The sequence below is a fragment of the Thiohalophilus sp. genome (assembly GCF_034521165.1).
In the GTDB taxonomy this organism is placed as follows: Bacteria; Pseudomonadota; Gammaproteobacteria; order UBA6429; family Thiohalophilaceae; genus Thiohalophilus.
In genome coordinates this window covers 121,464-146,647 of record NZ_JAXHMV010000010.1, presented here as the reverse complement: position 1 = coordinate 146,647, position 25,184 = coordinate 121,464, and the positions used below count along the sequence as shown (strand labels likewise).

Below are 25,184 nucleotides of genomic sequence, written 5' to 3'. Positions count from 1 at the left end.
CACATGATCCGGCCTGCGACGTTCGAACCGGCAAATCACCCGATTATTATTCTCTGCGCCTCCGCGCCTCCGCGACCTCTGCGTTATTTTTGTCAGGCGCAAAGAAGAGAACATTGGCCCACTCCGTCCCGGCATAGACTTAACCACCGAAGCGCTCATCCGACACTGACCATCAGCGGCTGAACTGAACCCGCGGTACCGCCGAGAGCAATTTTCGGGTGTATTCGTGTTGCGGCTCGCGGCTGATGCGATCGGTGGGACCGCGTTCCACGATTCGCCCCTCGTTCATCACCAGCATCTCGTCGCTGACATACTCCACCACGCCGATATTATGGGTGATAAACAGTAAGGTCAGATCCCGTTCCCGGCGCAATTCCAGCAACATTTGCAGGATCTCGGCCTGCACCGATACATCCAGCGCGCTGGTCACTTCATCACAAACGATGAAACGCGGATTGAGCGCCAGGGCGCGGGCGATGCCGATACGCTGACGCTGGCCGCCGGAGAATTCATGCGGAAAGCGCCACACATAATCGCCCTTGAGATGCACCCGTTCCAGGATCTGTTTGGCCAGCTCCAGACGCTCCTCCTTTGACTCACCGATGCCGTGCACCTTCATCGGCTCGGTCAACGTCGCCGCGATGCTCAGACGCGGATTGAGCGACGACATGGGGTCCTGAAAAATGATCTGCATTTCCCGTCGCAACGGTTGCAGCGCCCTGCGCGGGAGCGAGGTAATCTCGCGGCCGTCGAAATGGATCCGACCGGCGGTGGGATCGGTCAGGCGCAGAATGGCCCGTCCCAGGGTGCTTTTGCCGCAACCGGACTCCCCCACCAGCGCCAGAATCTGGCCTTTGGGTATGCGCAGATCGATCCCGTCGACCGCCCTGACGTAATCGACGGTCCGCCGCAACAGTCCCTTCTTGACGGGAAAATGGACTTCCACCTGCTGCAGATCGAGCAGGATGTCGCTCGACTTGCTGTGTTCGCTGTCGTGGGTAATCACCTCGCGCGGCAAATTCTCCGGCAGCGCCGCCAGCAGCTTGCGGGTATAGGGATGCCGGGGCTGGTTGATCATCTGCTGCAGGGGACCCGATTCGACAATCTTGCCGGTTTGCATGACCGCCAGCCGATCGGCCATTTGCGAGACCACCCCGAAGTCATGGGTGATAAACAAAATGGCCGTGCCGCGCCGCTGTTGCAGATCCTTCATCAGGCGCAGTATCTCGGCCTGCACGGTGACATCCAGGGCCGTGGTCGGCTCATCGGCGATCAGCAAATCGGGTTCACAGGCCATGGCCATGGCGATCATCACCCGCTGGCGCTGGCCGCCGGAAAGACGATGCGGATAATCATCGATGCGCTCGGCGGCGTGGGGAATCTTGACCTGCTCCAGCGCGGTGATCGCCCGGTTGCGCGCCTCGGTCTCATCCATGTCCGGGTTGTGCAGCAGTAAGGCTTCGATGATCTGATCGCCGACCGAGAACACCGGGTTCAGCGAGGTCATCGGCTCCTGGAAAATCATCGCGATGCGCGAGCCGCGGATATTCAGTGTCCTGGCCGGATCAAGCCGGAGCATATCCACCTGCTCGGTCTGGCCGTTGTTATGCCGATACTCGAACAGCACCCGGCCCCCCGGATGCTCGCTGATATCCGGCGGTAACAACTGGATAATCGACAGCGCGGTCACCGACTTGCCGCTGCCCGATTCGCCGACCAGGCAAAAGGTTTCCCCCTTGTTGATCTCGAAACTGACATCATCCACCGCGCGGATCATCTCGTCGCCGCTACGCAACCAGGTATGCAATCCGTCCACTTTGAGTAATCGGCTCACGTCGACCTCACCGGGCGGACTTTTTCAGATGGGGATCGATGGCATCGCGCATGGATTCCCCGATCAGGTTGTAGGCAAACACCGTCAGGAAAATGGCCCCGCCGGGGAAGGCCGCCATCCACCAGTTGAAGGTGGCCGCCTGTACCGCCTGGTTCAGCATCTGTCCCCAGGAGGGATCATCCACCAGCCCCAGGCCGAGAAAACTCAACGTGGCCTCGGCCAGGATCGCGGAGGCCACCCCGAAGGAGGCTGCCACCAGCACCGGCGCCATGCCGTTGGGCAGAATATGCCGAAACAGAATCGAATACAGCGGCAGTCCGCAGGCAATTGCCGACTGGACGAATTCCTGTTGCCGCAGCTTGAGAAACTCCGCCCGCACATAGCGGGCAAAACCGGTCCAGCTTGTGATGCCGATGATGATCATCATCACGTAGAGGTTGCGGCCGAAAAAAGCGACGAAGGTCAAGAGTAAAAACAGAACCGGGATCGCCTCGAAGATTTCCACCAGCCGCATGCCCAGCATGTCGTAAATGCCGGAGAAATACCCCATCAGCCCGCCGATCAGGGTGCCGATGATCATGGCAATTCCGGTGGCGACAAAACCGATCCCCAGCGCGATACGCGAGGCATGGATCATGCGGCTCAACACATCGGCACCGTTTTCATCGGTGCCGAACCAGTGTTGGCGTTCGCTCGCGCTCAGCGGCGCTTCCAGGCCGGTATCCCCGGCGTCGCGCAGATAATCCTTGGGTGAATAGGGAATCGGCGCGCTGATCACCCAGTCATAGGCGCCGGCCCGCTGCTTGTCCCGGTATTCCTCGTAGACACTCAGTTTCGGCGGGGAAACCAGCGCGTTGCACAGCACCGTGGCAACCAGCGCGATCAGCAATAATATGCCAAACCGGATCCGCAAACGGATTCTGGTAATAAACCCGAGGGCCACGGCGCTGAAAAAAATAATCAACAAAGTCACATCGGCCGCGCCAAGATAGCGCAACAGGGGACTGGCCAGCGTTCCCTGCTCCCTCAACAGCAGGGGATGGCTGTTGGCCAGCAGGGGCGCAAACACGGCCACGAACACCAGCAAGCCGATCCAGGCCAGGCCGATACGCGCGGCCCATTTGGTAAACACCTCGCGCATAACCTGGACCGCATAACTGCGTTGTTGTCTTGGCTCACTCATAACTGACCCGCGGATCGGCAATCGCATAACAGAGATCGGCCAGCAAATAGCCCAGCAGGGATAACAGCGCCCCGATCAGGGTAATGGACAGCACCAGTTCACGATCCCGCGTCTGGACCGCTTCGACGGCCAGCTTGCCCATCCCGTCGATACTGAACAGGGCTTCGACAATAATGGACCCGCCCAGCAGGCTGGGCAGCAAGGCGGCCGCCACCGTGATCAGGGGCAGCAGACTGTTGCGAAAAACGTGTCGCCACAGTACCTGTTTCTCGGGCACCCCTTTGGCCCGGGCGGTGCGCGCATAATCGGACAACAGATTCTCCAGCACCGCGCTGCGTGTCAGTTTTGCCAGAAAGGCAAAGCCGCCGTAGGACAGACACAACACCGGCAGGATCAGATGCCAGAGTCGATCCAGCAGGAAACCGCGGATAAACTCGCCCTGCATGAAATAGACGGCAATGCCCGCCCCGATCCCCGCACCGAGAATCCCCAGCAGGGTGGTACGCAGGGCAGCGTAGTCGGTATAGCCGATCAACCCGAGACAGGCCGCCAGCACCGCGCTGATCAGCATCACGGTCAGCCACGCTGTCTCGCCGGGCAAGGCGCCGGCCATCACCGCCCCCAGCAGCGCGCCCAGTGCCGCCATCAACCCGGTGCGCCAGCGGCTTGCGCCACGCAGGCTCAGCATAATGAACAGCGCCATGGATAACGCCATGGCCACAAACAGCAGCAGGAGATCACCGAAGGAACGCCAGTGAGGCATGAACGGCATGTCCAGTGCCTCGCGCCGATTCAGTCCGCCGGTGGGAAACCAGTGCCAGTACTGATCGCTGGCAAAAAAGCCGATCAGCAACACCCCCGCCAGCATGGTCGGCACCGACCACAGACCCAGCAGAGTCACGCCCGAGCCGACATCAAAGGCCTTGCCGCGCTGGGTGGCGGCATGCACCCCGATGGCGATCGCCACCACGTAGATTAGCGGAATGGAAAGAATGTTCAGCAGCAAGGTAATCGGCAACCGCTCCTCGATCAGATCCGCGACCGGGCGCCCATAGCGAAAGCTGGTGCCCAGCTCGACCCCCTTGGTCAGTGAAAAACCGTCCACCCGGTTGTCCTGATCGAAGGTAAAACCGATCGGCGAGATATTGTTCAGCCAGCGCAGATATTGCACCGGTGCCGGCTGATCCAGTCCATAGAGGCGATTATAGTACTCCTCCATCGCCTTTTTGACTTCCGGCTCCAGGTTCTGCCCTTCCACCAGGCTCTGGGCACTGATGCCCCCCGGTGCCGCGGCCATGACGGCGAACACCACGAGGGTGATCCCGAGCAGGGTCGGGATCATCAACAGCAGGCGGCGAAGTATGTAGGTATGCATCGGGCGAGCGTTGCCGGATCAACTAGCGTTTATATTTCTGCATATCCATGGGCACATAAATTTCCACCGGCAGAATCCCCAGGTTCAGCCCCAGATTGGTGTTTTGCAAATTCCTGATGCGCTGATCGATAAACACCAGCGACTCGCGCCGCATCAAGAAGGTATAGGGTTGATCGTCATGTAAAATGCGCTCGGCTTCCCGCCACAATGGCATCCGCTTTGACTCCTCTACCGTGCCGCGTGCCTGCTCGATAAGCCGATCAAGCTGTTCATTTTTATAACCGACGAAATTATCGCCACCGGATTCGATCTGCTTGCTGTGGAAGATCTGGTAGATATCGGTTTCCACCCCGCTGGTCCAGCCCAGGGTAATCGCATCGAAATCGCGCTTGTTGATCAGATCCAGCATCACCGACCATTCGGTGGGTTTGGGGATCAGGGAGATACCGGCCCGGGCATAGAGGTCCTTGAGAAACAGCACAATCCGCCGGGTATCCTCGCTGTCCTGGAAAAACACCAGTTCAAATTCGAACGGCTTACCGTTTGCTCCTTCCAGCATACCGTCAGCGTCGCGATCGCGATAACCGGCCTCGCCCAGCAACCGGCGGGCCTTGTCCAGATTAAACTGGCGCGCTTCCAGTGCCGGATCGTGCTGATCGCTGCGCGGATTGAACGGACTGATCGCCACTTCGGCGTAACCGAGCATGATCTCGTCGATAATGCGCTGCCGATCGGTCAGGTAAGTCATGGCCTGGCGCACGCGCTCATCGGCAAAACGGGTCGCTTTGCCGTTGCGTTGCTGGTTCCAGCCGATGTAGCTGTAGCCGGCGGTGGGACTCATGTATTCAAAGCGCTGACTGCGGGACATCAGCGACTTATCATCGAGCAAAGTCTGGTATTCACGCGGCCGGGCATTGTAGGCATCGATATCACCGTTACGAAACGTAGTCAGGCGCGCAGCATCGTTCTGGATCACTTTCCACATCACCCGATCAAACGAGGGCTGCAGCCCCCAGTAACGCGGATTGCGCTGCAGTTCCACCAGCCCCTGATCCGGTGTCCAGCCTTTGGGATCGGCGAGTCGATACGGTCCCGACCCCAGCAGCAGGCCCTTGGACTGGTTAAAGGTTTCCGGCTTGTCGAGATAGGGTTCGTAAAAGTGACGCGGCATGATGGCCATGCCACCGGCCAGCGCCAGGCTGTTGAAATAGGGTTCCTTGAATTTAAACACCACTTCATGCGGGCCGGTAGCCTTCACGCTCTCGATCTTGTCGTAGATGGCCCGTTCGCGCGGCGCGGCGATGGCCGGGTTCTGGATAAATTCGAAGGTGAAGACCACATCGTCGGCATCCAGGGGTTCGCCGTCGGAAAATTTGACGCCCTCGCGCAGCTGGAAGGTAAAACTCAGCCCGTCGTCGCTGACCTGCCAGTCGCGGGCGATCATCCCCACCCATTCGAGCGAGTCGGGATCGCGGGTCAACAGGGACTCCTGGACATAGGACTGCACCTGCGAGGCATAGGCATCACTGGAAACCAGCGGGGTGATGGTCTTCAGCCCGGTGCCAAAGGAGTCCACCAGCCAGTCACCGCGGGCAAAATCGGGCTGGCGGGTGGCGGCCCGTGCGCGCGCGAACGCCGCTGACTCGGCCGCCGTCTGCCCGGCTGCGCCGCCCTCGCTGACGATGGCGCCACGATCAAGACGCGACTCCAGGCGATTGATCGCACCCCGCAGTGCCCGCAGATCCTCCGCCTGCTCGTTCATGATCCGCTGCATCCCGGCCATTTCGCCCCACTGGCGATCGACCATGTACATCGATAACAGCAGAGTAATGAACAACAGGGCCAGAAAGGCAAACAGGAAGAAGTCTTTAAACGTGAAGCGTTTTTCCATGACGGGGCTCACTACGCCTTTATCGTTATAACTTATATTTCGTGACTGCGATGGTACACTATTTTTAAACCCGGTCGAGACTCAGAATAACTACCCCGCCGCCGGCAAACAAGCCGTGGAACACGCTGCAAGCCTTCCCCTGGCTGGTAAATTTCGGTACCTTATGCCGATGTCGGCGACCGTCCAGGGCGTCCGCAACCGAATTCAATCAACTCAATTGCAGGGTGAACTATGGGATTTCTACAAGGGAAACGCGCGTTGATCGTCGGTCTCGCCAGCAACCGCTCCATTGCCTGGGGCATCGCCCAGGCCATGCACCGCGAGGGCGCCGAACTTGCCTTCACCTATCAGAACGACAAACTCGAGGACCGGGTCGCCAAAATGGCCGCCGAACTCGATTCGGAAATTACCATTTCCTGTGACGTCAGCAGCGACGAGGAGATCAGCAAGGTCTTCGATCAGCTGGACAATTACTGGGACGGCCTGGATATTATCGTGCATTCGGTCGCTTACGCGCCGCGCAATGAACTGGAAGGCGATTATCTGGACGCGGTGACCCGCGACGGCTTTCGCACCGCGCACGAGATCAGCTCCTACAGCTTCGCGGGCCTGGCCAAGGCCGGCCGCAACATGATGGAGGGGCGTGACGGCGCCCTGCTGACCCTCAGCTACCTGGGCGCCGTGCGCGCCATGCCCAATTACAATGTCATGGGCCTGGCCAAGGCCAGCCTGGAAGCCAACGTGCGCTACATGGCCCAGAGCCTGGGGCCCGACGGCATCCGCGTCAACGCTATCTCCGCCGGCCCGATCCGAACCCTGGCCGCGGCCGGGATCGGCAACTTCAGAAAAATGCTCACCGAAGTGGAAAACACCGCCCCGCTGCGCCGTAATGTCACCATCGAGGACGTCGGCAACGCCGCCGCCTTCCTCTGCTCCGACCTGGCCAACGGCATCACCGGCGAGGTGACCTACGTCGACTCCGGCTACAGCACCATCGGCATGCGCCCACTGGGCGACGAATAAATCCGAAACCAGAAATACTCACCACCAAGACACAAAGACACCAAGTTAAAAGCTCAATTCTTCTGAACAGTTTTCTTCGTGTCTTGGCGTCCTGGTGGTGAAGCCTTTCCTCGTCCCTCGTAACTCGGCCCTTCTGGTAAAGCGGCGAAGATTTATGCCGATTTCACAACCGGTTGTTCGTCAGTCAACAGGTCCGTCTCCCCCTCCGAGCGGGCGATGATCACCGCACCGCAGGAGTCGCTGAAGACGTTCACCGAGGTGCGGAACATATCCAGGATCCGGTCCACCGCCAGGATCAGCCCCAGCGCCTCCAGCGGCAGGCCGATGGCGGCCAGGATGATGGCGATGGCAACCAGGCTGGCGGCGGGAATCCCGGCCACGCCGATAGAAGTCAGCAGCGCGATCAGCACAATGGTGAACTGGGTGGCAAAGCCCAACTCCAGGCCGTAAGCCTGGGCGATGAAAATGGCCGCCACGCACTCATACAGCGCCGTACCGTCCATGTTGATGGTCGCCCCCAGCGGCAGCACCACGCTACTGGTGCGATTGGAAACCCCGGCGTTTTTCTCCACGCACTCCATGGTTAGCGGCAGGGTCGCGGCCGAGGAAGCGGTCGAAAACGCGGTCAGCATGGCCGGGGCCATGGCCCGGTAGTGGCGCTGCGGGCGCACTTTGCCAAGGAATTTGAGCAGCAGCGGCAAAAACACCAGCACATGCGTCAGCAGGGCCAGTAACACCGCCGCGGCAAACAGGCCCAGGGTCTGGGCCAGTTCCGCCAGCTGATCCAGTTCGGTTTCGGCCACCACCCTGGCCACCAGGGCAAAGACCCCCAGCGGCGCGAATTTCATGACCAGGTCGGTAATGGCCATCATGATGTTGAACATGCCGTTCCAGAAGTTGTACTGCGCTTCGGCGTAGTCGTCCTCGATCCGGGCCATGAAAAAGCCGTACAGCAGGCTGAAGAAGATCAGCCCCAGCATTTGCCCGTTGGCCGCGGCGGCCACGATATTGGCCGGAATCATGCTCAAAAAGACGCCGGCAATGTCATTGGCGCCCCGCTCGCCGACCGTCTCCCGGGCAATGTCGGCCTGTTGCTGGCTGAGTCCGAGTACCTCGTTCGCCGGCTGGCCGTCGATGATGCCCGGGGAGAGCAGGTTGACGAAAAACAGGCCGATCAGAATCGCCACCAGACTGGTGGCCATGTAGTAGAGCAGGGTTTTGCCGCCGAGCCGGGCCAGCCCGTGGCCGCCCCCGATACCGGCAATGCCGACGATGATCGAGGCGACGATCAGCGGCACGATGATCATCTTCAGGGCATTGAGGAACAGGCTGCCAACAAAATCGAAGACACTGTACAGGCGCACCCCGAACAGGCTGCCCTCCTGGCCCGCCCAGGCCCCGATCAGCACCGCCAGCACCAGTGCAATCAGGATCTGCCAGTGGAGTTTGAGTTTCAGCATGGCCTTGTCCCTTCGTCTTCCAGCGAGCCGTGTGCCCAGGGCGCTATCACCGCCTCAAAGCGACGAACAGAGCCCTGTTCCGAACGAAGGTTACTCTTCGCCGCCCAGGTCGTCGCTGATACGGATTTCCGCCGCCTGACGCAGACTTTCCACCAGGGCATTGTATTCACTCACACCAAAAGCCGCAGCCAGCTGCTGGCGTTCGCGTGCCAGCGTTTCCCCGCTGGGCAGGTCCCCGTCGCGGATGCCCTGCAGCTGAATCACGGCCACATCGCCGCTGGACAGGGTCGCGGTGGTCACGCTGGGGTCCCCCTGTTGGGGAGCCGGCATCCGAAACGCCGCCTGACGCAGACGCTCATCCAGCGACGCACCCGCCTGTTGTGCGCGACGGCTAATTAACCCGGGCGTCTGCCAGTCGACGTCATAGCGCGCCGCCAGCGCCGCGGGATCGCTCCCCTGCTCCAGCTTGGCCCTGATGGACCGGGCCGTCCCGCTGGCCAGTTCCTGTGCCTGCTGGCGTTTCAGCTGCCGGACGATCTGGGGGCGAACTTCCTGTAAGGATTTTTCACTGGCCGGCTCGTGTTCGTTGACCCGCAATACCAGAAAATGGGTATCGCTCAGCTCCAGCACCTCGCTGTTGCGCCGCTGCTGCAACACCTCCTCGCTGAAGGCTGCGTTCACCACCTTGGGATGGCCAAGCACGCCATCGCCGCCCTGGCGGGTCAACATCGGGCTTTGCCGGACTGTCAGATCGAGTTGTTCGGCCACGCCCTGCAGGGAGTCGGGCATCTCGTAACTGTAGCGCTCCAGGTCGCTGACTTTCTCGTAAAAATCCTGTTCCGCCTGGCGCATGCGCAGCTCCTGACGGATTTCATCCTCGACCTCGGCCAGCGGCTTCACCGGTGGCGAGACCACGGTGTCGGCTTTGATCAGGTGATAGCCGAAGCGGGTTTTGACCGGCTCACTGATCGCGTCTTCCTCCAGGGCAAACGCGGCCTGCTCAAAGTCGGGGTCAAAGGCGCCGGGTTCAATCCGCCCCAGATCGCCCCCCTGACTGGCGGAACCGGGATCATCCGAATGTTTCCGTGCCAGCTCGGCAAAATTGGCGCCCTGTTGAAGCTCGCGATAGAGTTGTTGAGCCTTTTCCAGCGCCTCGCTCTGACTGCGTTCGGCATTGATTCCAATCAGAATATGGCGGACCTCGCGGCGCTCATCCCCTTCGCGGTAACGATCCTGCTGGCTGGCATAAAATTCCTCGACTTCCCGCTGACTGACTTCATACTGTTTGGCCAGTTTCTGCAGGTCGAGTTCCAGATAGTTGAGACTGACCTTCTCCGGCGTCATGAAACGGCCACGGTTGGCCTGGTAGAACGCTTCGACCTCGGCCTTATCCACCTCGGCCTGCTCCAGAAAGTCGGCGACATCCAGGACCAGATACCCGATCTCGCGCTGCTGGTATTTCAGACGCAAATAGCGCTGCAGCTCGGCATCGGTGACAAAGGCACTGCCGGCGATCCCGTTGCGTAACTGTTCGAACGCCAGATCACTGGCCACATCCCGCTCGAACTGCTCGGCCGCGATCCCCTGCTGACGCAATATCGTTTTGTAACGGGCGCTGGAGAAACCACCGTCTTCCTGAAACGCATCATACTGTTGGATGGCATCGAGCACCTGCCGGGAGCCGGGCTGATAGCCTGTCTCGTTGATATGCTGCTGAACCAGTTCGCGCTGAATCAGGCCCTGCAAGACCTCGCGCTTGACGCGCGCATTATCGAACAGAGAGGCATCGAACTGATCGCCCTGGAATTGCCGCAAACGCTCCAGATAATTACGCTGGGCGCGTAACAACTGGTTTTCGGTAATTTCGGTGTCGTTGACTTCCGCCACATTGCTCGAGCCACCCCCGCCGGTGAGATAACTGCTGAGGCCGAACAGGGCAAAGGTGATAATAATCAGACCGACGATAACCCAGGCAAAGACACCTTTGGCACGATCACGAATGAGTTGCAGCATAACTAGATGAGTCGGGTTGTGAGTGGAGGGTCTATTTTACTCTGATTCGCCGCCGAAAATATATGCGTTGCCAATCCCGAACCGCCGCAAACGTCTGAAAAAGAACCCGCAAATCAAAATTTCAGTTGAGGGCACTGGCGAAATACCTGCCGGCCCGCAGCAGACCTTATCCTGAAGAGGCGGTTATACCTGACGCGGGAACACAAAAGAAAAAGGGCGAGCTCGTTAAAGCTCGCCCTTTTTCAGTATTGGCGGACCGGACGGGACTCGAACCCGCGACCTCCGGCGTGACAGGCCGGCATTCTAACCAGCTGAACTACCGGTCCGAACTGGTGGGTGGTGCAGGGATCGAACCTGCGACCCTCGCCTTGTAAGGGCGATGCTCTCCCAGCTGAGCTAACCACCCCAGCAAAGGCGCGCTAGTTTACGGCATCTTTCAACGCTTTTCCAGCCTTAAATCCAGGAACTTTTGAGGCGGCGATCTGGATGGCTTCACCGGTGCGCGGATTGCGTCCGGTACGGGCCGCACGTTCCTTCACGGAGAAAGTTCCAAAACCAACCAGGGTCACCTGGTCGCCCTGTTTCAGCGAGTTGGTAATCTTGTCAAACATGGTATCCACGGCACGGGTCGCGGCGGCTTTGGAGATGTCGGCGCCTTCGGCAACTGCATCGATCAGTTCGGCTTTATTCACAGTGGGAGTCCCCCCTTATTTTCAGTGTTGTGTGAGGTAAAAACACCGCCATCACGAGACCGGCGGTCGTACAGGATATTATTTGGGAATTTTTATACCAACGGGAGCTACAGACGGTCAAGGAAACATTACCGGTTTAATACAGCCCACCGGTAATAAAATCCTTGACAAGCCTGTCAATCCGCGTCACATGCAGGGTCAATGCGGCCGCAGCGTGCCCGGCTGATCCGGGTTATCGCTGTTTGTGACCACCTCGGTCTTCTCTTCACCCTTGGCCGGCTCGAGCGGCTCGGGCTGGCGGGTCAATGCCACTTCCAGCACCTCGTCGATCCAGCGGACCGTGCGGATATCGAGTCTCTCCTTGATATTGTCGGGGATCTCGGTCAGGTCCCGCTCGTTTTCATGCGGAATCAACACGATCTTGATCCCACCGCGGTGTGCCGCCAGCAGCTTCTCCTTGAGGCCACCGATGGGCAACACCTCGCCCCGCAGGGTGATCTCACCGGTCATGGCCACGTCAGCCCGCACCGCGATACCGGTCAGGGCCGAGACCAGCGCGGTGCACATGCCAACACCGGCGCTGGGACCATCTTTCGGGATCGCGCCTTCGGGCACGTGCACGTGGATGTCCTTCTTCTCGAACACGTCCGGTTCGATACCCAGCACATTGGCGCGGCTGCGCACAACCGACAGGGCCGCCTGGATGGATTCTTTCATCACGTCGCCCAGCTGGCCGGTGATGTTGTGCTTACCCTTGCCGGGCATGACCGCGGTTTCGATGGTCAGCAAATCACCGCCGACCTCGGTCCAGGCCAGGCCGGTCACATGACCGATGCGATCCTGCTCGTCGGCCAGGCCGAAGCGGAAGCGCCGCACGCCCAGGTATTTCTCCAGGCTTTCTGGCTTGACCACGACGGTTTCCTCGGAGGGTTCGGAAAGAATCTCCTTGACCACCTTGCGGCAGATCTTGGCGATCTCCCGCTCCAGATTACGCACACCGGCTTCGCGGGTGTAGTAACGAACGATATCGCGCAGGGAGTCCTCGGTGATCTCCACCTCGCCTTCCTTGAGCCCGTTGGCCTTGACCTGTTTGCTCACCAGATACTTGAGGGCAATGTTGACCTTCTCATCCTCGGTGTAGCCCGACAGACGAATCACCTCCATGCGATCCAGCAGCGGGGCCGGAATGTTCATGGTATTGGAGGTGGCCACGAACATGATGTCCGACAGATCGAAGTCGACCTCCAGGTAGTGATCGTTAAACGTGTGGTTCTGTTCCGGATCCAGCACCTCGAGCAGGGCCGAGGCCGGATCGCCGCGGAAATCCATGGCCATCTTGTCGATCTCATCGAGCAAAAACAGCGGGTTGCGGGTCCCGATCTTGTACAGGTTCTGCACTACCTTGCCCGGCATGGAGCCGATATAGGTGCGACGGTGACCGCGAATTTCGGCCTCGTCACGCACGCCACCCAGCGCCATGCGGATGAACTTGCGATTGGTGGCCCGGGCCAGCGATTTGCCGATGGAGGTCTTGCCCACCCCGGGCGGGCCGACCAGGCAAAGGATCGGGCCTTTCATTTTCTTCATGCGCTTTTGCACGGCCAGGTATTCGAGGATGCGTTCCTTGACCTTCTCCAGGCCGTAGTGGTCCTCTTCCAGCACCTCTTCGGCGCGCGCCAGATCGTTACGTACCTTGCTGCGTTTTTTCCACGGCACGCCCACCAGCCAGTCGAGATAGTTGCGCACCACGGTGGCCTCGGCCGACATGGGCGACATCATTTTCAGCTTGTTCATCTCGGCCTTGGCCTTGGTCTTGGCCTCCTTGGACATGCCGGCTTCTTCGATTTTCTTTTCCAGATCCTCGATCTCGTTGGGCACGTCGTCCATTTCGCCCAGTTCCTTCTGGATCGCTTTCATCTGTTCGTTCAGATAATACTCGCGCTGGCTCTTTTCCATCTGACGCTTGACGCGACCGCGGATGCGTTTTTCCACCTGCAGCAGATCGATTTCCGATTCCATCAGCCCCATCAGCTGCTCGACCCGATCGCGCAGCGAGAAGTTTTCGAGAATTTTCTGTTTCTCCTCGATCTTCAGCGACATATGCGCGGCAATGGTATCCACCAGCCGACTGGGATCATCGATACTGGACAGGGAGGTCAGAATCTCCGGCGGGACCTTCTTGTTCAGTTTGACGTACTGATCAAACTGGGTAGTCAGTGAGCGCACCAGCACTTCGGCTTCGCGATCATCGACGGTTTCTTCTTCATGCACCTTGGCCTGGGCGGTAAAATACTCGTCCTCGGCTTCGTTGAAGTTCAGGACCTTGGCCCGCCTGCCGCCTTCGACCAGGACCTTGACGGTCCCGTCGGGCAGTTTGAGCAGTTGCAGGATGCTGGCCACGGTACCGATGCGGTACATGTCGTCGGCCTTGGGATCATCCTCGGCTGCGCTCTTTTGCGCCACCAGCAGAATCTGTTTGTTGTCTTCCATGGCCGCTTCCAGCGCCTGAATCGATTTTTCACGACCGACGAACAGCGGAATGACCATGTGGGGATAGACCACCACGTCCCGCAACGGCAGGACCGGAATTTCGGTCAACGGTTCTTCAATCATTTCGGACATAATCAGATATCTCTTGTTTGCGTGAGGTCCCGGGGACCGTTACAGGCTAATCTGGGGTTCTATACTCAGGAATTCAACAGGCGCCGGCGATTTTTCCATGCCCATAAAAATTAAGGGGTATCGAAATACCCCTTAATCGTTTCAGTCTTCAGCCGATGCCGCTCTGGAGGACTCCGAACTTTCGTAAATGAACAGAGGGTCGCCTTCCTGGCGAATCACCGAATCATCGATGACCACTTTGTTCAGATCCTCCAGCGAGGGCAGGTCGTACATCGTATCCAGCAGCACACCTTCCAGAATCGAGCGCAGACCACGCGCACCGGTCTTGCGTTCCATGGCCTTGTGGGCCACGGCCTTGAGGGCGGATTCGCGGAATTCCAGCTCGGCCCCTTCCAGTTCGAACATCTTCTGATATTGCTTGGTCAGGGCGTTCTTGGGTTCGGTCAGGATCTGGATTAGCGCATCCTCGTCCAGCTCGGTGAGCGTGGCGATGACCGGCAGACGACCGACGAACTCGGGAATCAGACCGTAACGGGTCAGATCCTCGGGCTCGACCTCGCTGACCACCTCGCTGGCGCTTTTCTTCTCCTGCTTGGTCTTGACCTCGGCACCGAAACCGATCCCGCCGCGTTCGGAACGATCGCGGATGATCTTGTCCAGCCCGGAGAAAGCACCGCCGCAGATAAACAGGATATTGCCGGTGTCCACCTGCAGGAACTCCTGCTGCGGATGCTTGCGCCCGCCCTGCGGGGGTACGGAAGCCACGGTGCCTTCGATCAGCTTGAGCAGCGCCTGCTGCACGCCCTCGCCGGAGACGTCGCGGGTGATAGAGGGGTTATCCGACTTGCGGGAAATCTTGTCGATTTCGTCGATATAGACAATCCCGGTCTGGGCCTTCTCGACGTCGTAGTCGCATTTTTGCAGCAACTTCTGGATGATGTTTTCCACATCCTCGCCGACGTAACCGGCCTCGGTCAGGGTGGTGGCATCGGCGATGGTGAACGGCACGTTCAGCAGCCGGGCCAGGGTCTCGGCCAGCAGGGTCTTGCCACAGCCGGTCGGCCCGATAAGCAGGATATTGCTCTTGGCCAGCTCCACATCGTCTTTTTTCTGCCCCGATTCCAGACGCTTGTAATGGTTGTACACCGCTACCGCCAGCACCCGCTTGGCGCGTTCCTGGCCGATAACGTATTCGTCGAGCTTGTCACGGATTTCGTGCGGGGTGGGCAGCTTGCTGCCGGTCGCCGTACCGCTTTGCTCCTGGACTTCCTCGCGAATGATGTCATTGCACAACTCAACACACTCGTCACAAACAAACACGGAGGGACCCGCGATAAGCTTGCGTACTTCGTGCTGGCTCTTGCCGCAGAAAGAGCAGTACAACAGCTTGCCGTTATCACCGGAATTGGTTGTGTCGTCACTCATGTCCCTACCTCTAAATATGTGTGCTGACTGTCTTCATACCATGCGTCGATTTGACGCATTTTTCAAGTATCGAATGCACAGTTAAATGCCCTATTGCAAACAGGCTTTTAGCGCCCCGCTCCGACATAAACCCGGTCTATGTGTCCGAGCCTGTGTCCCGGTTGGTCATGACCTCATCAATCAGCCCGTACTCGACCGACTGTGACGCGCTCATGAAGAAATCCCGGTCGGTATCCTTCTGAATCTGTTCCAGCGGCTGGCCGGTATGTTCGGCCAGAATCCGGTTCAAGCGCTCGCGCACATCCAGAATTTCCTTGGCGTGGATCTCAAAATCCGACGCCTGGCCCTGGAAACCGCCCAGCGGCTGATGGATCAAGGTCCGCGAATGCGGCAGACCAAAGCGCTTGCCCTTCGCGCCGCCGGCCAGCAGGACCGCGCCCATGCTGGCCGCCTGGCCAATACACATAGTACTCACATCGGGCTTGATAAACTGCATGGTGTCATAAACCGACAGTCCAGCAGTCACCGAACCCCCGGGTGAATTGATATACAGGTGGATATCCTTGTCCGGATTTTCGGATTCGAGGAACAACAGCTGGGCCACGACCAGGTTGGCCATATGATCCTCGACCTGCCCCACCACAAAAATCACCCGCTCCTTGAGCAAACGTGAATAGATGTCATAAGCGCGCTCGCCGCGCGAGGTCTGCTCAACCACCATCGGCACCATCTGGGCCACGGTATCGGTGTGCTTGCTATGATTATCGGTCACGACTACCTATCCTTTAAGCTGCTAGCTTGTTATTTCGCGTTTTCGGACGTCATTATTTCATCAAATGAGACCGGTTTCTCAACCACTTTGGCCTGATCGACCACCCAGTCGACGACCTGGTCCTCGAAGACCAGCGATTCGATTTCACTCAGGCGCTGGCGATCGGACTGGTACCATTTGACCACTTCTTCGGGATGTTCGTAAGGGGCGGCGATCGCCTGGATGCGCGCCTTGACCTGCTCCGGTTCCACCTTGAGGTCATTGGCCTTGACGATCTCCGACATAATCAGCCCCAGTGTCACGCGCTTTTCAGCCTGCTCGCGGAACATCTCCGGGTTAAGCCCGGACAGATCCTGCTGTTGCATGCCCTGGCTAGCCAGGTTCTGCAGCATCTGCTGTAACAGCGTCCGTTCCTCGTTTTCGACCAGGGATTTGGGCACATCGATCGGGTTGGCCGCCAGCAGGGTTTCGATCACCGCGTCCTTGAGCCTGGCCCGCAGACGGTCGTCCAGCTCGCGTTGCATGTTGGCGCGCACTTCATTGCGCATCTCGCTCAGGTCGCCGCTTTCCACGCCCAGTTTCTTCGCGAACTCGGCATCCACCTCGGGCAACACCGCTTCCTCGACACTATTTATATGTGTTTCAAATACCGCTGCTTTGCCGGCCAGCGTCTCGACGTGATAATTGTCGGGAAAAGTGACGTTCAGGGTCCGGTCTTCACCGGCTTTGCCCCCCATCAGCCCGTCCTCGAAACCGGGAATCATGCGGCCGGCGCCCAGTTCGACCTGCATGCCTTCGCCACTGCCGCCCTCAAAGGCTTCGCCATCGACCATGCCCTTGAAGTCGAGCGTGATCCGATCGCCCTCTTTGGCCTCGCGCTCCACCGGCTGCCAGCTGACGTTCTGCTTGCGGATGGTTTCGATCATCTTGTCGATATCCGCCTCGCCGATCTCGGCCACCGGTTTTTCCACGGTCTGCTCGGCCATCGGGGCCAGTTCGACGTCGGGATAGATTTCAAAGGTGGCGGTATAGGCCAGCCCCTGACCCGGCTCGTTTTTCAAATCGTCAAAATTCGGGTTCCCGGCCGGCTGCAGTTTTTCCTGGCTGACCGCCTCATAAAAGGTGGATTGCACGACTTCGCCCACCACTTCATCACGCACCTGCTTGCCGTAATGCTGCTTGACCACTTTGAACGGTACCTTGCCCTTGCGGAAGCCCTTGAGCTTGACGGTGTGGGTCATATTTTTGAGCCGATCGTCGACCGCCGAGGCGATTTGCTCCTCGTCGACGTTGACTGTCATCCGGCGTTCCAGACCCCCGGTGGCTTCTACAGAGACTTGCATGTGTTTGACCTCGTCATTTAGTTCTTTAAATTCAGACAGTTAAAACCTTTCAACAGCTGGTGCGGAAGGTGGGACTCGAACCCACACGCCTTGCGGCACAGGTACCTAAAACCTGCGTGTATACCAATTTCACCACTTCCGCGAATGCACATCAGGGGGGATTATACAGAAGACCGTGGATGGAGGTGTAATCCGTGCGCGGTGCGGGGACAATCGGCAGGTACTGGTGGGCCGTGAAGGACTCGAACCTTCGACCAAGAGATTAAGAGTCTCCTGCTCTACCAACTGAGCTAACGGCCCCAAACAGTGAATTGAACCACAATCGTCAGACGCTTTTCAAGTCAAACGCGACTTCCCGGTTTGCCCCGGGAACGTCCTTAATCGAATCAGGCGGCAGAATGCATAAATTTATGAAATTTTCAGACCCACTTTGACAATTTTGCCCTGTTCGATCTCCAGCACGATTAATTCAACTTTATCCAGTCGGGCCCGATCTCCGACTACCGGTTTGTTGCGAAACTGTTGCGCCAGATATTCCCCAACAGTCAGCGTGTCGCATTGCTCGGGCACCGAGACGCCATAGGCCATCGACAGGTCGCACAGTTTGGCGCCGGGGTCGAGAACAAAATCGCCAAAGAATTGATGATCCGCAGCGTACTCCAGCGTGGTAAACAGCCGGTTTATCTGATCCACTTCCTCACTGGCGGCCAGAATGTGGACATAATCGTTGACTGCAAATCGGTCGATATCTTTCGCATCGTAGGAAATCCCGCCACGTATTACCGAGGTCAGGCGTGCCGTCCCCGGTAAAATAAAGTAATCGGGCGAACGATCCCGTAACGGACTGTTACGACCCAGGTGGTAAACCAGAATTTCACATTCAGGATGCCCCGGTATCAGGGTATCGATCTGCATAACCGGTTCAGGTCCCGGCGGAATATCCAGTCGTAACCCGCGTGCCACGGGCGCCACGGTCCAGCCCTGCAATAACAAGGAGACCAGCACCACGAAAAATGCCACATTGAAATAGAGATCGGCCTGCTCCAGGCCCGCCAGTAACGGGAACAGGGCCAGAATAATCGGTACCGCCCCACGTAACCCGACCCAGGCAATATAGACCAGCTCACGCCAGGCAAAGCGAAACGGCAACAGGCACAGCAACACCGCCAGCGGACGCGCGATAAAGATCAGCACCAGCGCGATCAAAAGGGCGTGCCAGGCAACCGGATAGAGATCGGAAGGCGTCACCAGTAATCCCAGAATCAGGAACATACCGATCTGGCTGAGCCAGGCCAGCCCGTCATGCACACGCAGAATATTCTGTCCGGCATGCAGCTTGCGATTACCCAGAACCACGCCAACCAGATAGATGGCCAGAAAACCACTACCGCCCAGGCTGTTACTCAGGGCAAAGATCAGCAAGCCGCCACTGGTCACCAGCAGAGGATACAATCCGTTGGCCAGCGTCAAATGGTTGATCATAAAGCCCAGCAGACGCGCGCCCAGCACGCCCGCCAGGGCGCCAATACCCATCTGTATGAAAAACGAGAGCAATACATCCCAGCTCATCAACGGCTGCTGGGTCTGGATCAGCTCAATCAGCACAATAGTGAGAAAGATGGCCATCGGGTCATTACTGCCCGACTCGATCTCCAGCGTGGCCCCTACCCGGCGCTCGATATTCATCCCCCGGGCGTGTAACAGGGAGAAGACCGCTGCCGCATCGGTGGAACCGATAATGGCGCCCAGCAGCATGCCCTGCATCCAGTGCAGTTCAAAAATCCAGGCGGCCGCCAGCCCCACCAGACCACTGGTGATCAACACCCCGACTGTTGCCAGGCTCAATGCCGGACGCAACCCAACCCGGAAACTTTCAAATTTGGTGTGTAAACCACCGTTTAAAAGAATAATGCCCAGTGCCACCGAACCGATAAGATAGGCGGTACCGACATCATCAAACACCAGGTTTCCGGGTCCCTCTTTGCCGCCAAGCATGCCCACGATCAAAAAGATCAGGAGCAAGGGAGCGCCAACCCGTGCCGAAATGGAACTGACCACGATGCTGCCGAATAACAGCAATGCGGCGATTGATAAAAGGTGATTTAGCAGTTCCATTTATACCGTTGGCTCGTGTCGGGAGTTCGGAACAGTTTCGAAAGTAAGGCCGATAGCAGTATCTTACCACACGAAGACTTTTCATAAACGCGGGGACTCTCTGGATAAATTTTCAGCGTGCGCAAGGCCGGGGCGTTTACTGGACGCTCCTGCCATCAACTCTGGTGCTGTTTGTTCTGCAACAACTGAATCTGAAACAACGTGGTGCGCTCCTCTTCTTCCAGCGTTGATTCGATATACCGGATCGTATCTTGATAGCGGGGAATGACATTGTATTTGAGCGCGTTCACCCGTTTCTGGGTCTTGCGTTGCTCGACCAGCAGGCGACGCAATGCGGTTTCGGCCTCCCCGAGTTGAACCAGCACCAGTGCCAATTCCGTCATCAACTGGCGGGTCTGATCGAAGCTGGCATCGGTGCCGAACAAGCCCAGAGGTTGAAAAGGCCGTTTTTTCGCGCTAACAGAAAGGTACTGCACACCCAGACTGCTCATTGGCAGAATCTGCAATTCAATCGCCGGCTGGATCCCCAGCGTGGTCTGCTTGAATTGCGCCCGCCCCATACGCATATGGGTAATGGCCAGGGAGTGATAGGCCTGTTTCAGCAATGCCTTGCTCTGCTTGCGCAGCTTGCGGTAATTGGCCAGGCGTTCATAGACCAGCCGGGTCAATAATTCGCGCTTGCGTTCCAGCAGGCTGTAACCCTTGTCCAGAAACCTGACCTGCTGCTGCAGTTGCAACAGGTTGTTTTTGGTCGGGGCCACTTTGAAACGTGCCGGCATTATTCGCCCTCCTGGGCCGTTCTGGCCTGATTTTGCGACGAACGGCTCCAGTGATGATACTTGTCGAGATCCGCATCACTGACCCGGTTCAGACTGTCGGCCGGTAACAGTGACAGTAACTCCCAGGCAAGATCCAGTGTCTCGATGATGGAGCGGCTCTGCTCTTCGCCCTGGCCGATAAAGCGTTGTTCGAATTGTTCGGCAAAATGCAGATACTCCTGATCCAGCTCGCTGAGCTCTTCGGGACCGATGATCGAGGCCAGGTTACGTACCTCCAGCGCCCGGGCATAGACGGCGTATAACTGACTGGCGACCCGCGGATGATCGTCGCGGGTATCGTTCTTGCCAATCCCATCTTTCATCAGGCGTGACAGGGAAGGTGAAATATTGATCGGCGGATAAACTCCCTGATTGTGCAGCTCACGGCTCAAGACGATCTGGCCCTCGGTGATATAGCCGGTCAGATCCGGGATCGGATGGGTAATATCATCGGAGGGCATGCTGACCACGGGGAGCAGCGTGATCGAACCGGCCCGGTTTCGAATGCGTCCGGCGCGTTCATACAGCTCGGCCAGATCCGAATAGAGATAGCCGGGATACCCCTTGCGCGCCGGCACATCGCCCTTGGCGGTAGCCACCTCGCGCAACGCCTCGGCATAGTGAATCATGTCGGTCATCACCACCAGCACGTGCATGTCCATTTCATAGGCCAGGTATTCGGCCGCGGTCAGCGCCGTGCGCGGCAGGATCAGCCGTTCGATGGGGGGATCATCCGCCCGGTTGATGAACATCACCACCCGCCCGAGAACCCCGCTCTGCTCGAACTGGGTATGAAAATAACGCGCATCGGCATAGGAGACGCCCATGGCGGCAAACACGATGGCAAACCGCGATTCCTCGCCGGGTAACTGGGCCTGGCGGACGATCTGGGCGGCCAGCCGGTTATGCGGCAGACCGGAGCCGGAAAAAATCGGCAGCTTCTGGCCCCGCACCAGCGAGTTCAGCCCGTCGATCGCGGAAATCCCGGTCTGGATAAACTCACGCGGATACGCCCGGGCCGCCGGATTGGTCGGAGCGCCATTCACGTTCCAGCGCTGACGGGAGACCAGCGGCGGCCGCTCGTCGCGCGGCTCCCCGATGCCGTTGAAGACCCGGCCCAGCACGTCCGGCGACAGAGCGATTTCGAACGGCCTGTCCAGAAACCGCACCCAGGTATCTTCCAGATTTAAATTATCGGTCCCTTCAAAGACCTGGATCAGGACCACGTCGGGCGAGCTGCGAATCACCTGGCCATTGCGCAGTTGCCCGTTACGGTTGCGGATCTGCACCCGATCACCGAAGGCAACATTCCCAACGCCCTGCATATACAACAGACCGCCGCGCGCGGCACTGGCCAGGCGATATTCCTCGCGACGATAATGCTCACTCATGGGTTTCCAGCTCCGGGTATTCGCTGCCCAGTTCGGCAAAGGCCGCATCGATCGTCTCATGATAGCCTTGCAGATCGGCCACCTGTTCGCTGCTGTAGCGTGATTTGAGCCGCTTCACCTGCGTCAGTACCGCCAGTTCCAGTAACTGCTGTACCGGCACGCCCCGCTTCAGCAATTTTTCACCCTGACGTTTGATGTCGATGACCAGGTGCAACAGGGCAAACTGCTTTTCGGGCGAGGCATAACTGTCATTGTCTTCCAGCGCGCTCTGCTGCAACACCGCCTCTTTCAACAGACTGGCCACCTCCAGAGTCCAGCGCTGAAAGGCAGAGAGTGCCTCGGGCCCGACCAGGTTGACGATCCGCGCCAGTTCATCGGCCTGGGATAACAGGGCCACCGCCTGGGCCCGTTCGGTATACCACTGTTCATTCACATGCTCGTGCCACCACTCGGCGGCCACCCCCACGTATTCGGAAAAGCTTTCTGTCCAGGAGACCGCCGGATAATGACGGGCATCGGCCAGCTCCTTGGAGAGGGCCCAGAAGGTTTGCACGATCTCCTTGGTGTGGCTGGTGACCGGCTCGGAAAAATCCCCACCCGGCGGGGAAACCGCACCGATGAGGGAGACCGAACCGCTGGCTTCGTTGAGCGTCATCACCCGACCGGCACGTTCGTAAAACGAAGCCAGCCGGGAAGCAAGATAGGCAGGATAACCCTCTTCGACCGGCATTTGACCGAGGCGGCCGGCCACTTCGCGCAGCGCTTCGGCCCAGCGGCTGGTGGAATCGGCCACCATTACCACATCGTAACCCTGGTCGCGATAATACTCGGCGATGGTGATCCCGGTATAGAGCGAGGCTTCCCGCGCCACCACCGGCATATTGGAGGTATTGGCGACCAGCAGCGTGCGTTCCATAAGGGATCGTCCGCTATAGGGATCGGTCAGTTGCGGAAAGCTGTCGAGGATATCCACCAGCTCGTTGCCGCGCTCGCCGCAGCCGACGTAGATCACGATATCTGCGTTGGACCAGCGCGCAATCTGCTGTTGCACGACTGTCTTGCCGGCGCCGAACGGTCCCGGCACCGCCGCTTTGCCGCCCTTGAGTAAAGGGAAGAAGGTATCCAGGATCCGTTGCCCGGTAAACAGCGGTGCGACCGCATTGTCACGCTGCGCATAGGGCCTGGGTTGGCGTACCGGCCAGCGCTGGTAAAGCTGGAGGGTGTGCTCCTGCCCATGGTGGTCACGCACTCGCGCGATCGGCTCTTCCACGCCATACTCGCCGGCCCCCGCCAGCGACAGCAGTTCCCCCTCGAGGGTCGGCGGTACCAGAATGCGGTGCGTGATGGTCTCGCTTTCCTGCACCGTACCGAGTACCGCCCCGGCGGCAAGCGACTGACCCGGCTGCAGACTGCCCTCAGGTTGGAAGGACCATAGCTTGTCCCGATCCAGGGCCGGAATATTCAGCCCCCGGGCAATATAATCGCCGCTGCGATCATAGAGCTTGTTAAGTGGACGCTGGATGCCATCGAATATCTGTCCCAGCAGGCCGGGGCCGAGTTCCACCGACAGGGGATGCTCCAGCCCCTTCACGGACTCGCCGGGATGCAGGGACTCGGTCGACTCATAGACCTGGACGATGGCCTCGTCCCCTTCCCGGCCGATCACCTCACCCATCAGTTGCTGCTGTCCGATGAGCACCTGTTCGCCGTTCATCGCGCCGGGCAAGCGGGTCCGGACAATCGGGCCGTTAATCTCCCGCACTTCACCCATGAATCATTTCCCCGGTGGTCAGGGTTTTACTGAACAGATGTTCCATGATGCTTTGTTCAAGCTGTTCATGCAGCATGGCAATCCGGCCCTCGAACGTATTGTTCACGCGGATCCGGTTATCACTGTCATACACCAGAACACCGCCGCTACAATCACAGGGTTGTTCACAAAGGGTGATCTGTTTGTCCGGCAGCCACGTTTGCCACTGTTGAGTATCGACGTTTTGCAGACGTTGCCGATCGCGTGAATTTACCTGCACAACAAGATGCTCGGCAGTGATGGCCGCGGCCGCGTCCTGCAACAACTGCCCGAGTAAGGGCAGATAGGTCTCGTCATCCTCGGCCTGTTGCTGTAGCTGACGCAGCAGCTCATCGAGTATCTGTTGCACCTGTTGCCAGCGCAGATGATCGAGCCGGGCCTGGAGCTGTAATTCGCTGGCCTGGATGCGTTGCTGATAAACGCGCTCGCTTTTCTCCCGGGCAGAGAGCAGTTCACGCTCTTCGCTCAGATGCAGTTTTTCGCGCAAGTCGCGATGGATATCCTCGCGCTGCTGTTCGGCACGCGCCAGGTATTCCCGGGCCAGGCGATTGGCGCGCTCGAGTAACGCCTTTTCCAGGTTATCGGTCTGATCGCGCTCTTCGGCCATTATGTCTCCAGGGCACTCTGGCCCAGTACCGAGTGCAACAGATCCTCGACATCCGATTGATAGCCTTCGGGCATTTGTAGCGGCGGAATCTCGGTAATCAGGATCTGCCCGCCTTCGATACGCAGGCGCTGCAGCAACGTGCTCGGCTGCTCACACAAGGCCGGTTCCACCAGTACCAGCGCCCGGCCCCGTTGCTGGACCAGTTCTTCCAGCACCCGGTTCAATACCTCCCGGTCGGCATCGGGATAGGTTTCAAAACCCAGCAGGGCAAAGCCGTCGGTCAGGGCCGCACTTCCCAGCGCGAGCATGCGCACATTACGTTCCATTGGAATCTAGATTTTCCCCAGCATCAGGATCGTGACGACCAGGCCATAGATGGCGATGCCTTCAGCCAGCCCCAGATAGATCAGGGTACGCCCGAACAGTTCCGGCTTTTCCGCGATGACCGCCAGCGACGCGGAACCCACCGGGCCCACCGCGATCCCCGCGGCGATGGTCGCCACGGCGGTCGGAAGCCCGATTCCGACCAGTGCCAGCCCCTTGCCGAGCGATACCTCGTTCACGACGGCATTCACCGCCTCGGCGGCCATCACCTCGTTGGCGACAGTGAACAGCAACAGTATTTGGGCCAGTACGAACAAAAACAGATTGCCGCCGAGCACGTGCCGCATCCGCCGTCGTGGCTGGCCGGCGGCCGGTTGCGGTCGCATTTCATAATAAATGCCGAGGGCAATGATGCCGACAAAGCTGACGCTGACAAGTCCCACTATCCAGTAAAGCATCGTGTTGATCTCCGTTATAATGTCCAAT

Annotated in this window: 19 protein-coding genes and 4 tRNA genes; 1 reads left to right on the top strand and 22 read right to left on the bottom strand. The window is 58.8% G+C overall.

Going from position 1 to position 25,184, the window contains the following annotated elements; all coding sequences use genetic code 11:
- Nucleotides 1-172: 172 nt before the first annotated feature.
- The 4 genes from U5K34_RS09925 to U5K34_RS09910 are packed head-to-tail and all read right to left on the bottom strand — an operon-like array spanning nucleotide 173 to nucleotide 6,283.
- The gene (locus U5K34_RS09925) at nucleotides 173-1,834 is read right to left on the bottom strand and encodes a dipeptide ABC transporter ATP-binding protein (protein WP_322568233.1); all 1,662 of its coding nucleotides are present in this window, start codon (nucleotides 1,832-1,834) and stop codon (nucleotides 173-175) included.
- A 7-nt stretch (nucleotides 1,835-1,841) separates the two neighbouring features.
- Complete coding sequence (locus tag U5K34_RS09920; RefSeq protein ID WP_322568232.1) at nucleotides 1,842-3,017, bottom strand: ABC transporter permease; 1,176 nt, start codon at nucleotides 3,015-3,017, stop codon at nucleotides 1,842-1,844.
- Complete coding sequence (locus U5K34_RS09915; RefSeq protein ID WP_322568231.1) at nucleotides 3,010-4,392, bottom strand: ABC transporter permease; 1,383 nt, start codon at nucleotides 4,390-4,392, stop codon at nucleotides 3,010-3,012. Before U5K34_RS09915 ends, U5K34_RS09920 begins: the two co-directional genes overlap by 8 nt.
- A 22-nt stretch (nucleotides 4,393-4,414) precedes the next feature.
- Nucleotides 4,415-6,283, bottom strand: a complete 1,869-nt coding sequence (locus U5K34_RS09910; protein ID WP_322568230.1) for a peptide-binding protein — start codon at nucleotides 6,281-6,283, stop codon at nucleotides 4,415-4,417.
- Nucleotides 6,284-6,514: 231 nt separating this feature from the next.
- Here U5K34_RS09910 and U5K34_RS09905 point away from each other — a divergent pair, with 231 nt between their 5' ends.
- On the top strand, nucleotides 6,515-7,306 hold the full coding sequence (locus U5K34_RS09905; protein ID WP_322568229.1) for an enoyl-ACP reductase: 792 nt from the start codon (nucleotides 6,515-6,517) through the stop codon (nucleotides 7,304-7,306).
- Nucleotides 7,307-7,458: 152 nt separating this feature from the next.
- Here the strand turns inward: U5K34_RS09905 and U5K34_RS09900 are convergent, their stop codons facing one another.
- The 18 genes from U5K34_RS09900 to U5K34_RS09815 all read right to left on the bottom strand — a co-directional run bounded on the left by U5K34_RS09900 (nucleotide 7,459) and on the right by U5K34_RS09815 (nucleotide 25,156).
- Nucleotides 7,459-8,766, bottom strand: coding sequence for a dicarboxylate/amino acid:cation symporter (locus U5K34_RS09900; protein WP_322568228.1), 1,308 nt, complete (start codon nucleotides 8,764-8,766; stop codon nucleotides 7,459-7,461).
- 90 nt (nucleotides 8,767-8,856) lie between these two features.
- A complete protein-coding gene (locus tag U5K34_RS09895; RefSeq protein ID WP_322568227.1) occupies nucleotides 8,857-10,779 on the bottom strand; it encodes a SurA N-terminal domain-containing protein in 1,923 nt (640 codons plus the stop codon).
- Between the two features lie 249 nt (nucleotides 10,780-11,028).
- Nucleotides 11,029-11,105: transfer RNA gene (locus tag U5K34_RS09890), tRNA-Asp, on the bottom strand.
- A gap of 4 nt (nucleotides 11,106-11,109) precedes the next feature.
- Nucleotides 11,110-11,185 (bottom strand) — tRNA-Val (locus tag U5K34_RS09885).
- Between the two features lie 13 nt (nucleotides 11,186-11,198).
- Nucleotides 11,199-11,471: an HU family DNA-binding protein gene (locus U5K34_RS09880; RefSeq protein WP_322568226.1), complete on the bottom strand. Its 273-nt coding sequence runs from the start codon at nucleotides 11,469-11,471 to the stop codon at nucleotides 11,199-11,201.
- A gap of 198 nt (nucleotides 11,472-11,669) precedes the next feature.
- Nucleotides 11,670-14,084 (bottom strand): endopeptidase La, encoded by a 2,415-nt coding sequence (gene lon, locus U5K34_RS09875; RefSeq protein WP_416224073.1) that lies wholly within the window; start codon nucleotides 14,082-14,084, stop codon nucleotides 11,670-11,672.
- 150 nt (nucleotides 14,085-14,234) lie between these two features.
- A complete protein-coding gene (gene clpX, locus U5K34_RS09870) occupies nucleotides 14,235-15,518 on the bottom strand; it encodes an ATP-dependent Clp protease ATP-binding subunit ClpX (protein WP_322568225.1) in 1,284 nt (427 codons plus the stop codon).
- Nucleotides 15,519-15,654: 136 nt separating this feature from the next.
- Entirely contained in the window at nucleotides 15,655-16,290 is a 636-nt protein-coding gene (gene clpP, locus U5K34_RS09865; protein ID WP_322568224.1) for an ATP-dependent Clp endopeptidase proteolytic subunit ClpP, read from the bottom strand.
- 29 nt (nucleotides 16,291-16,319) lie between these two features.
- A complete protein-coding gene (gene tig, locus U5K34_RS09860; RefSeq protein ID WP_322568223.1) occupies nucleotides 16,320-17,633 on the bottom strand; it encodes a trigger factor in 1,314 nt (437 codons plus the stop codon).
- Between the two features lie 57 nt (nucleotides 17,634-17,690).
- Nucleotides 17,691-17,775: transfer RNA gene (locus tag U5K34_RS09855), tRNA-Leu, on the bottom strand.
- 82 nt (nucleotides 17,776-17,857) lie between these two features.
- Nucleotides 17,858-17,933 (bottom strand) — tRNA-Lys (locus U5K34_RS09850).
- A 108-nt stretch (nucleotides 17,934-18,041) separates the two neighbouring features.
- Entirely contained in the window at nucleotides 18,042-19,748 is a 1,707-nt protein-coding gene (locus U5K34_RS09845) for a potassium/proton antiporter (protein WP_322568222.1), read from the bottom strand.
- A gap of 155 nt (nucleotides 19,749-19,903) precedes the next feature.
- A complete protein-coding gene (locus U5K34_RS09840) occupies nucleotides 19,904-20,527 on the bottom strand; it encodes a V-type ATP synthase subunit D (protein WP_322568221.1) in 624 nt (207 codons plus the stop codon).
- The gene (locus U5K34_RS09835; RefSeq protein ID WP_322568220.1) at nucleotides 20,527-21,957 is read right to left on the bottom strand and encodes a V-type ATP synthase subunit B; all 1,431 of its coding nucleotides are present in this window, start codon (nucleotides 21,955-21,957) and stop codon (nucleotides 20,527-20,529) included. Before U5K34_RS09835 ends, U5K34_RS09840 begins: the two co-directional genes overlap by 1 nt.
- Nucleotides 21,950-23,728: a V-type ATP synthase subunit A gene (locus U5K34_RS09830; RefSeq protein WP_322568219.1), complete on the bottom strand. Its 1,779-nt coding sequence runs from the start codon at nucleotides 23,726-23,728 to the stop codon at nucleotides 21,950-21,952. The genes U5K34_RS09835 and U5K34_RS09830 overlap by 8 nt, the downstream gene beginning before the upstream one ends.
- The gene (locus U5K34_RS09825) at nucleotides 23,721-24,374 is read right to left on the bottom strand and encodes a V-type ATP synthase subunit E (protein ID WP_322568218.1); all 654 of its coding nucleotides are present in this window, start codon (nucleotides 24,372-24,374) and stop codon (nucleotides 23,721-23,723) included. The genes U5K34_RS09830 and U5K34_RS09825 overlap by 8 nt, the downstream gene beginning before the upstream one ends.
- Nucleotides 24,374-24,700: a V-type ATP synthase subunit F gene (locus tag U5K34_RS09820; RefSeq protein WP_322568217.1), complete on the bottom strand. Its 327-nt coding sequence runs from the start codon at nucleotides 24,698-24,700 to the stop codon at nucleotides 24,374-24,376. The genes U5K34_RS09825 and U5K34_RS09820 overlap by 1 nt, the downstream gene beginning before the upstream one ends.
- A 6-nt stretch (nucleotides 24,701-24,706) precedes the next feature.
- Nucleotides 24,707-25,156 carry an ATP synthase subunit C gene (locus U5K34_RS09815; protein ID WP_322568216.1) on the bottom strand — a complete coding sequence of 150 codons (450 nt, stop codon included), beginning with the start codon at nucleotides 25,154-25,156 and terminating at the stop codon, nucleotides 24,707-24,709.
- Between the last annotated feature and the right edge of the window lie 28 nt (nucleotides 25,157-25,184).

Coding starts and splice junctions, on each gene's coding strand:
- U5K34_RS09895 (WP_322568227.1), bottom strand. CDS start 10,779: ATGCTGCAACTCATTCGTGATCGTGCCAAAGGTGTCTTTGCCTGGGTT.
- clpX (WP_322568225.1), bottom strand. CDS start 15,518: ATGAGTGACGACACAACCAATTCCGGTGATAACGGCAAGCTGTTGTAC.
- U5K34_RS09825 (WP_322568218.1), bottom strand. CDS start 24,374: ATGGCCGAAGAGCGCGATCAGACCGATAACCTGGAAAAGGCGTTACTC.
- U5K34_RS09915 (WP_322568231.1), bottom strand. CDS start 4,392: ATGCATACCTACATACTTCGCCGCCTGCTGTTGATGATCCCGACCCTG.
- U5K34_RS09910 (WP_322568230.1), bottom strand. CDS start 6,283: ATGGAAAAACGCTTCACGTTTAAAGACTTCTTCCTGTTTGCCTTTCTG.
- U5K34_RS09920 (WP_322568232.1), bottom strand. CDS start 3,017: ATGAGTGAGCCAAGACAACAACGCAGTTATGCGGTCCAGGTTATGCGC.
- U5K34_RS09820 (WP_322568217.1), bottom strand. CDS start 24,700: ATGGAACGTAATGTGCGCATGCTCGCGCTGGGAAGTGCGGCCCTGACC.
- lon (WP_416224073.1), bottom strand. CDS start 14,084: ATGATTGAAGAACCGTTGACCGAAATTCCGGTCCTGCCGTTGCGGGAC.
- tig (WP_322568223.1), bottom strand. CDS start 17,633: ATGCAAGTCTCTGTAGAAGCCACCGGGGGTCTGGAACGCCGGATGACA.
- U5K34_RS09845 (WP_322568222.1), bottom strand. CDS start 19,748: ATGGAACTGCTAAATCACCTTTTATCAATCGCCGCATTGCTGTTATTC.
- U5K34_RS09905 (WP_322568229.1), top strand. CDS start 6,515: ATGGGATTTCTACAAGGGAAACGCGCGTTGATCGTCGGTCTCGCCAGC.
- U5K34_RS09835 (WP_322568220.1), bottom strand. CDS start 21,957: ATGAGTGAGCATTATCGTCGCGAGGAATATCGCCTGGCCAGTGCCGCG.
- U5K34_RS09830 (WP_322568219.1), bottom strand. CDS start 23,728: ATGGGTGAAGTGCGGGAGATTAACGGCCCGATTGTCCGGACCCGCTTG.
- U5K34_RS09840 (WP_322568221.1), bottom strand. CDS start 20,527: ATGCCGGCACGTTTCAAAGTGGCCCCGACCAAAAACAACCTGTTGCAA.
- U5K34_RS09815 (WP_322568216.1), bottom strand. CDS start 25,156: ATGCTTTACTGGATAGTGGGACTTGTCAGCGTCAGCTTTGTCGGCATC.
- U5K34_RS09900 (WP_322568228.1), bottom strand. CDS start 8,766: ATGCTGAAACTCAAACTCCACTGGCAGATCCTGATTGCACTGGTGCTG.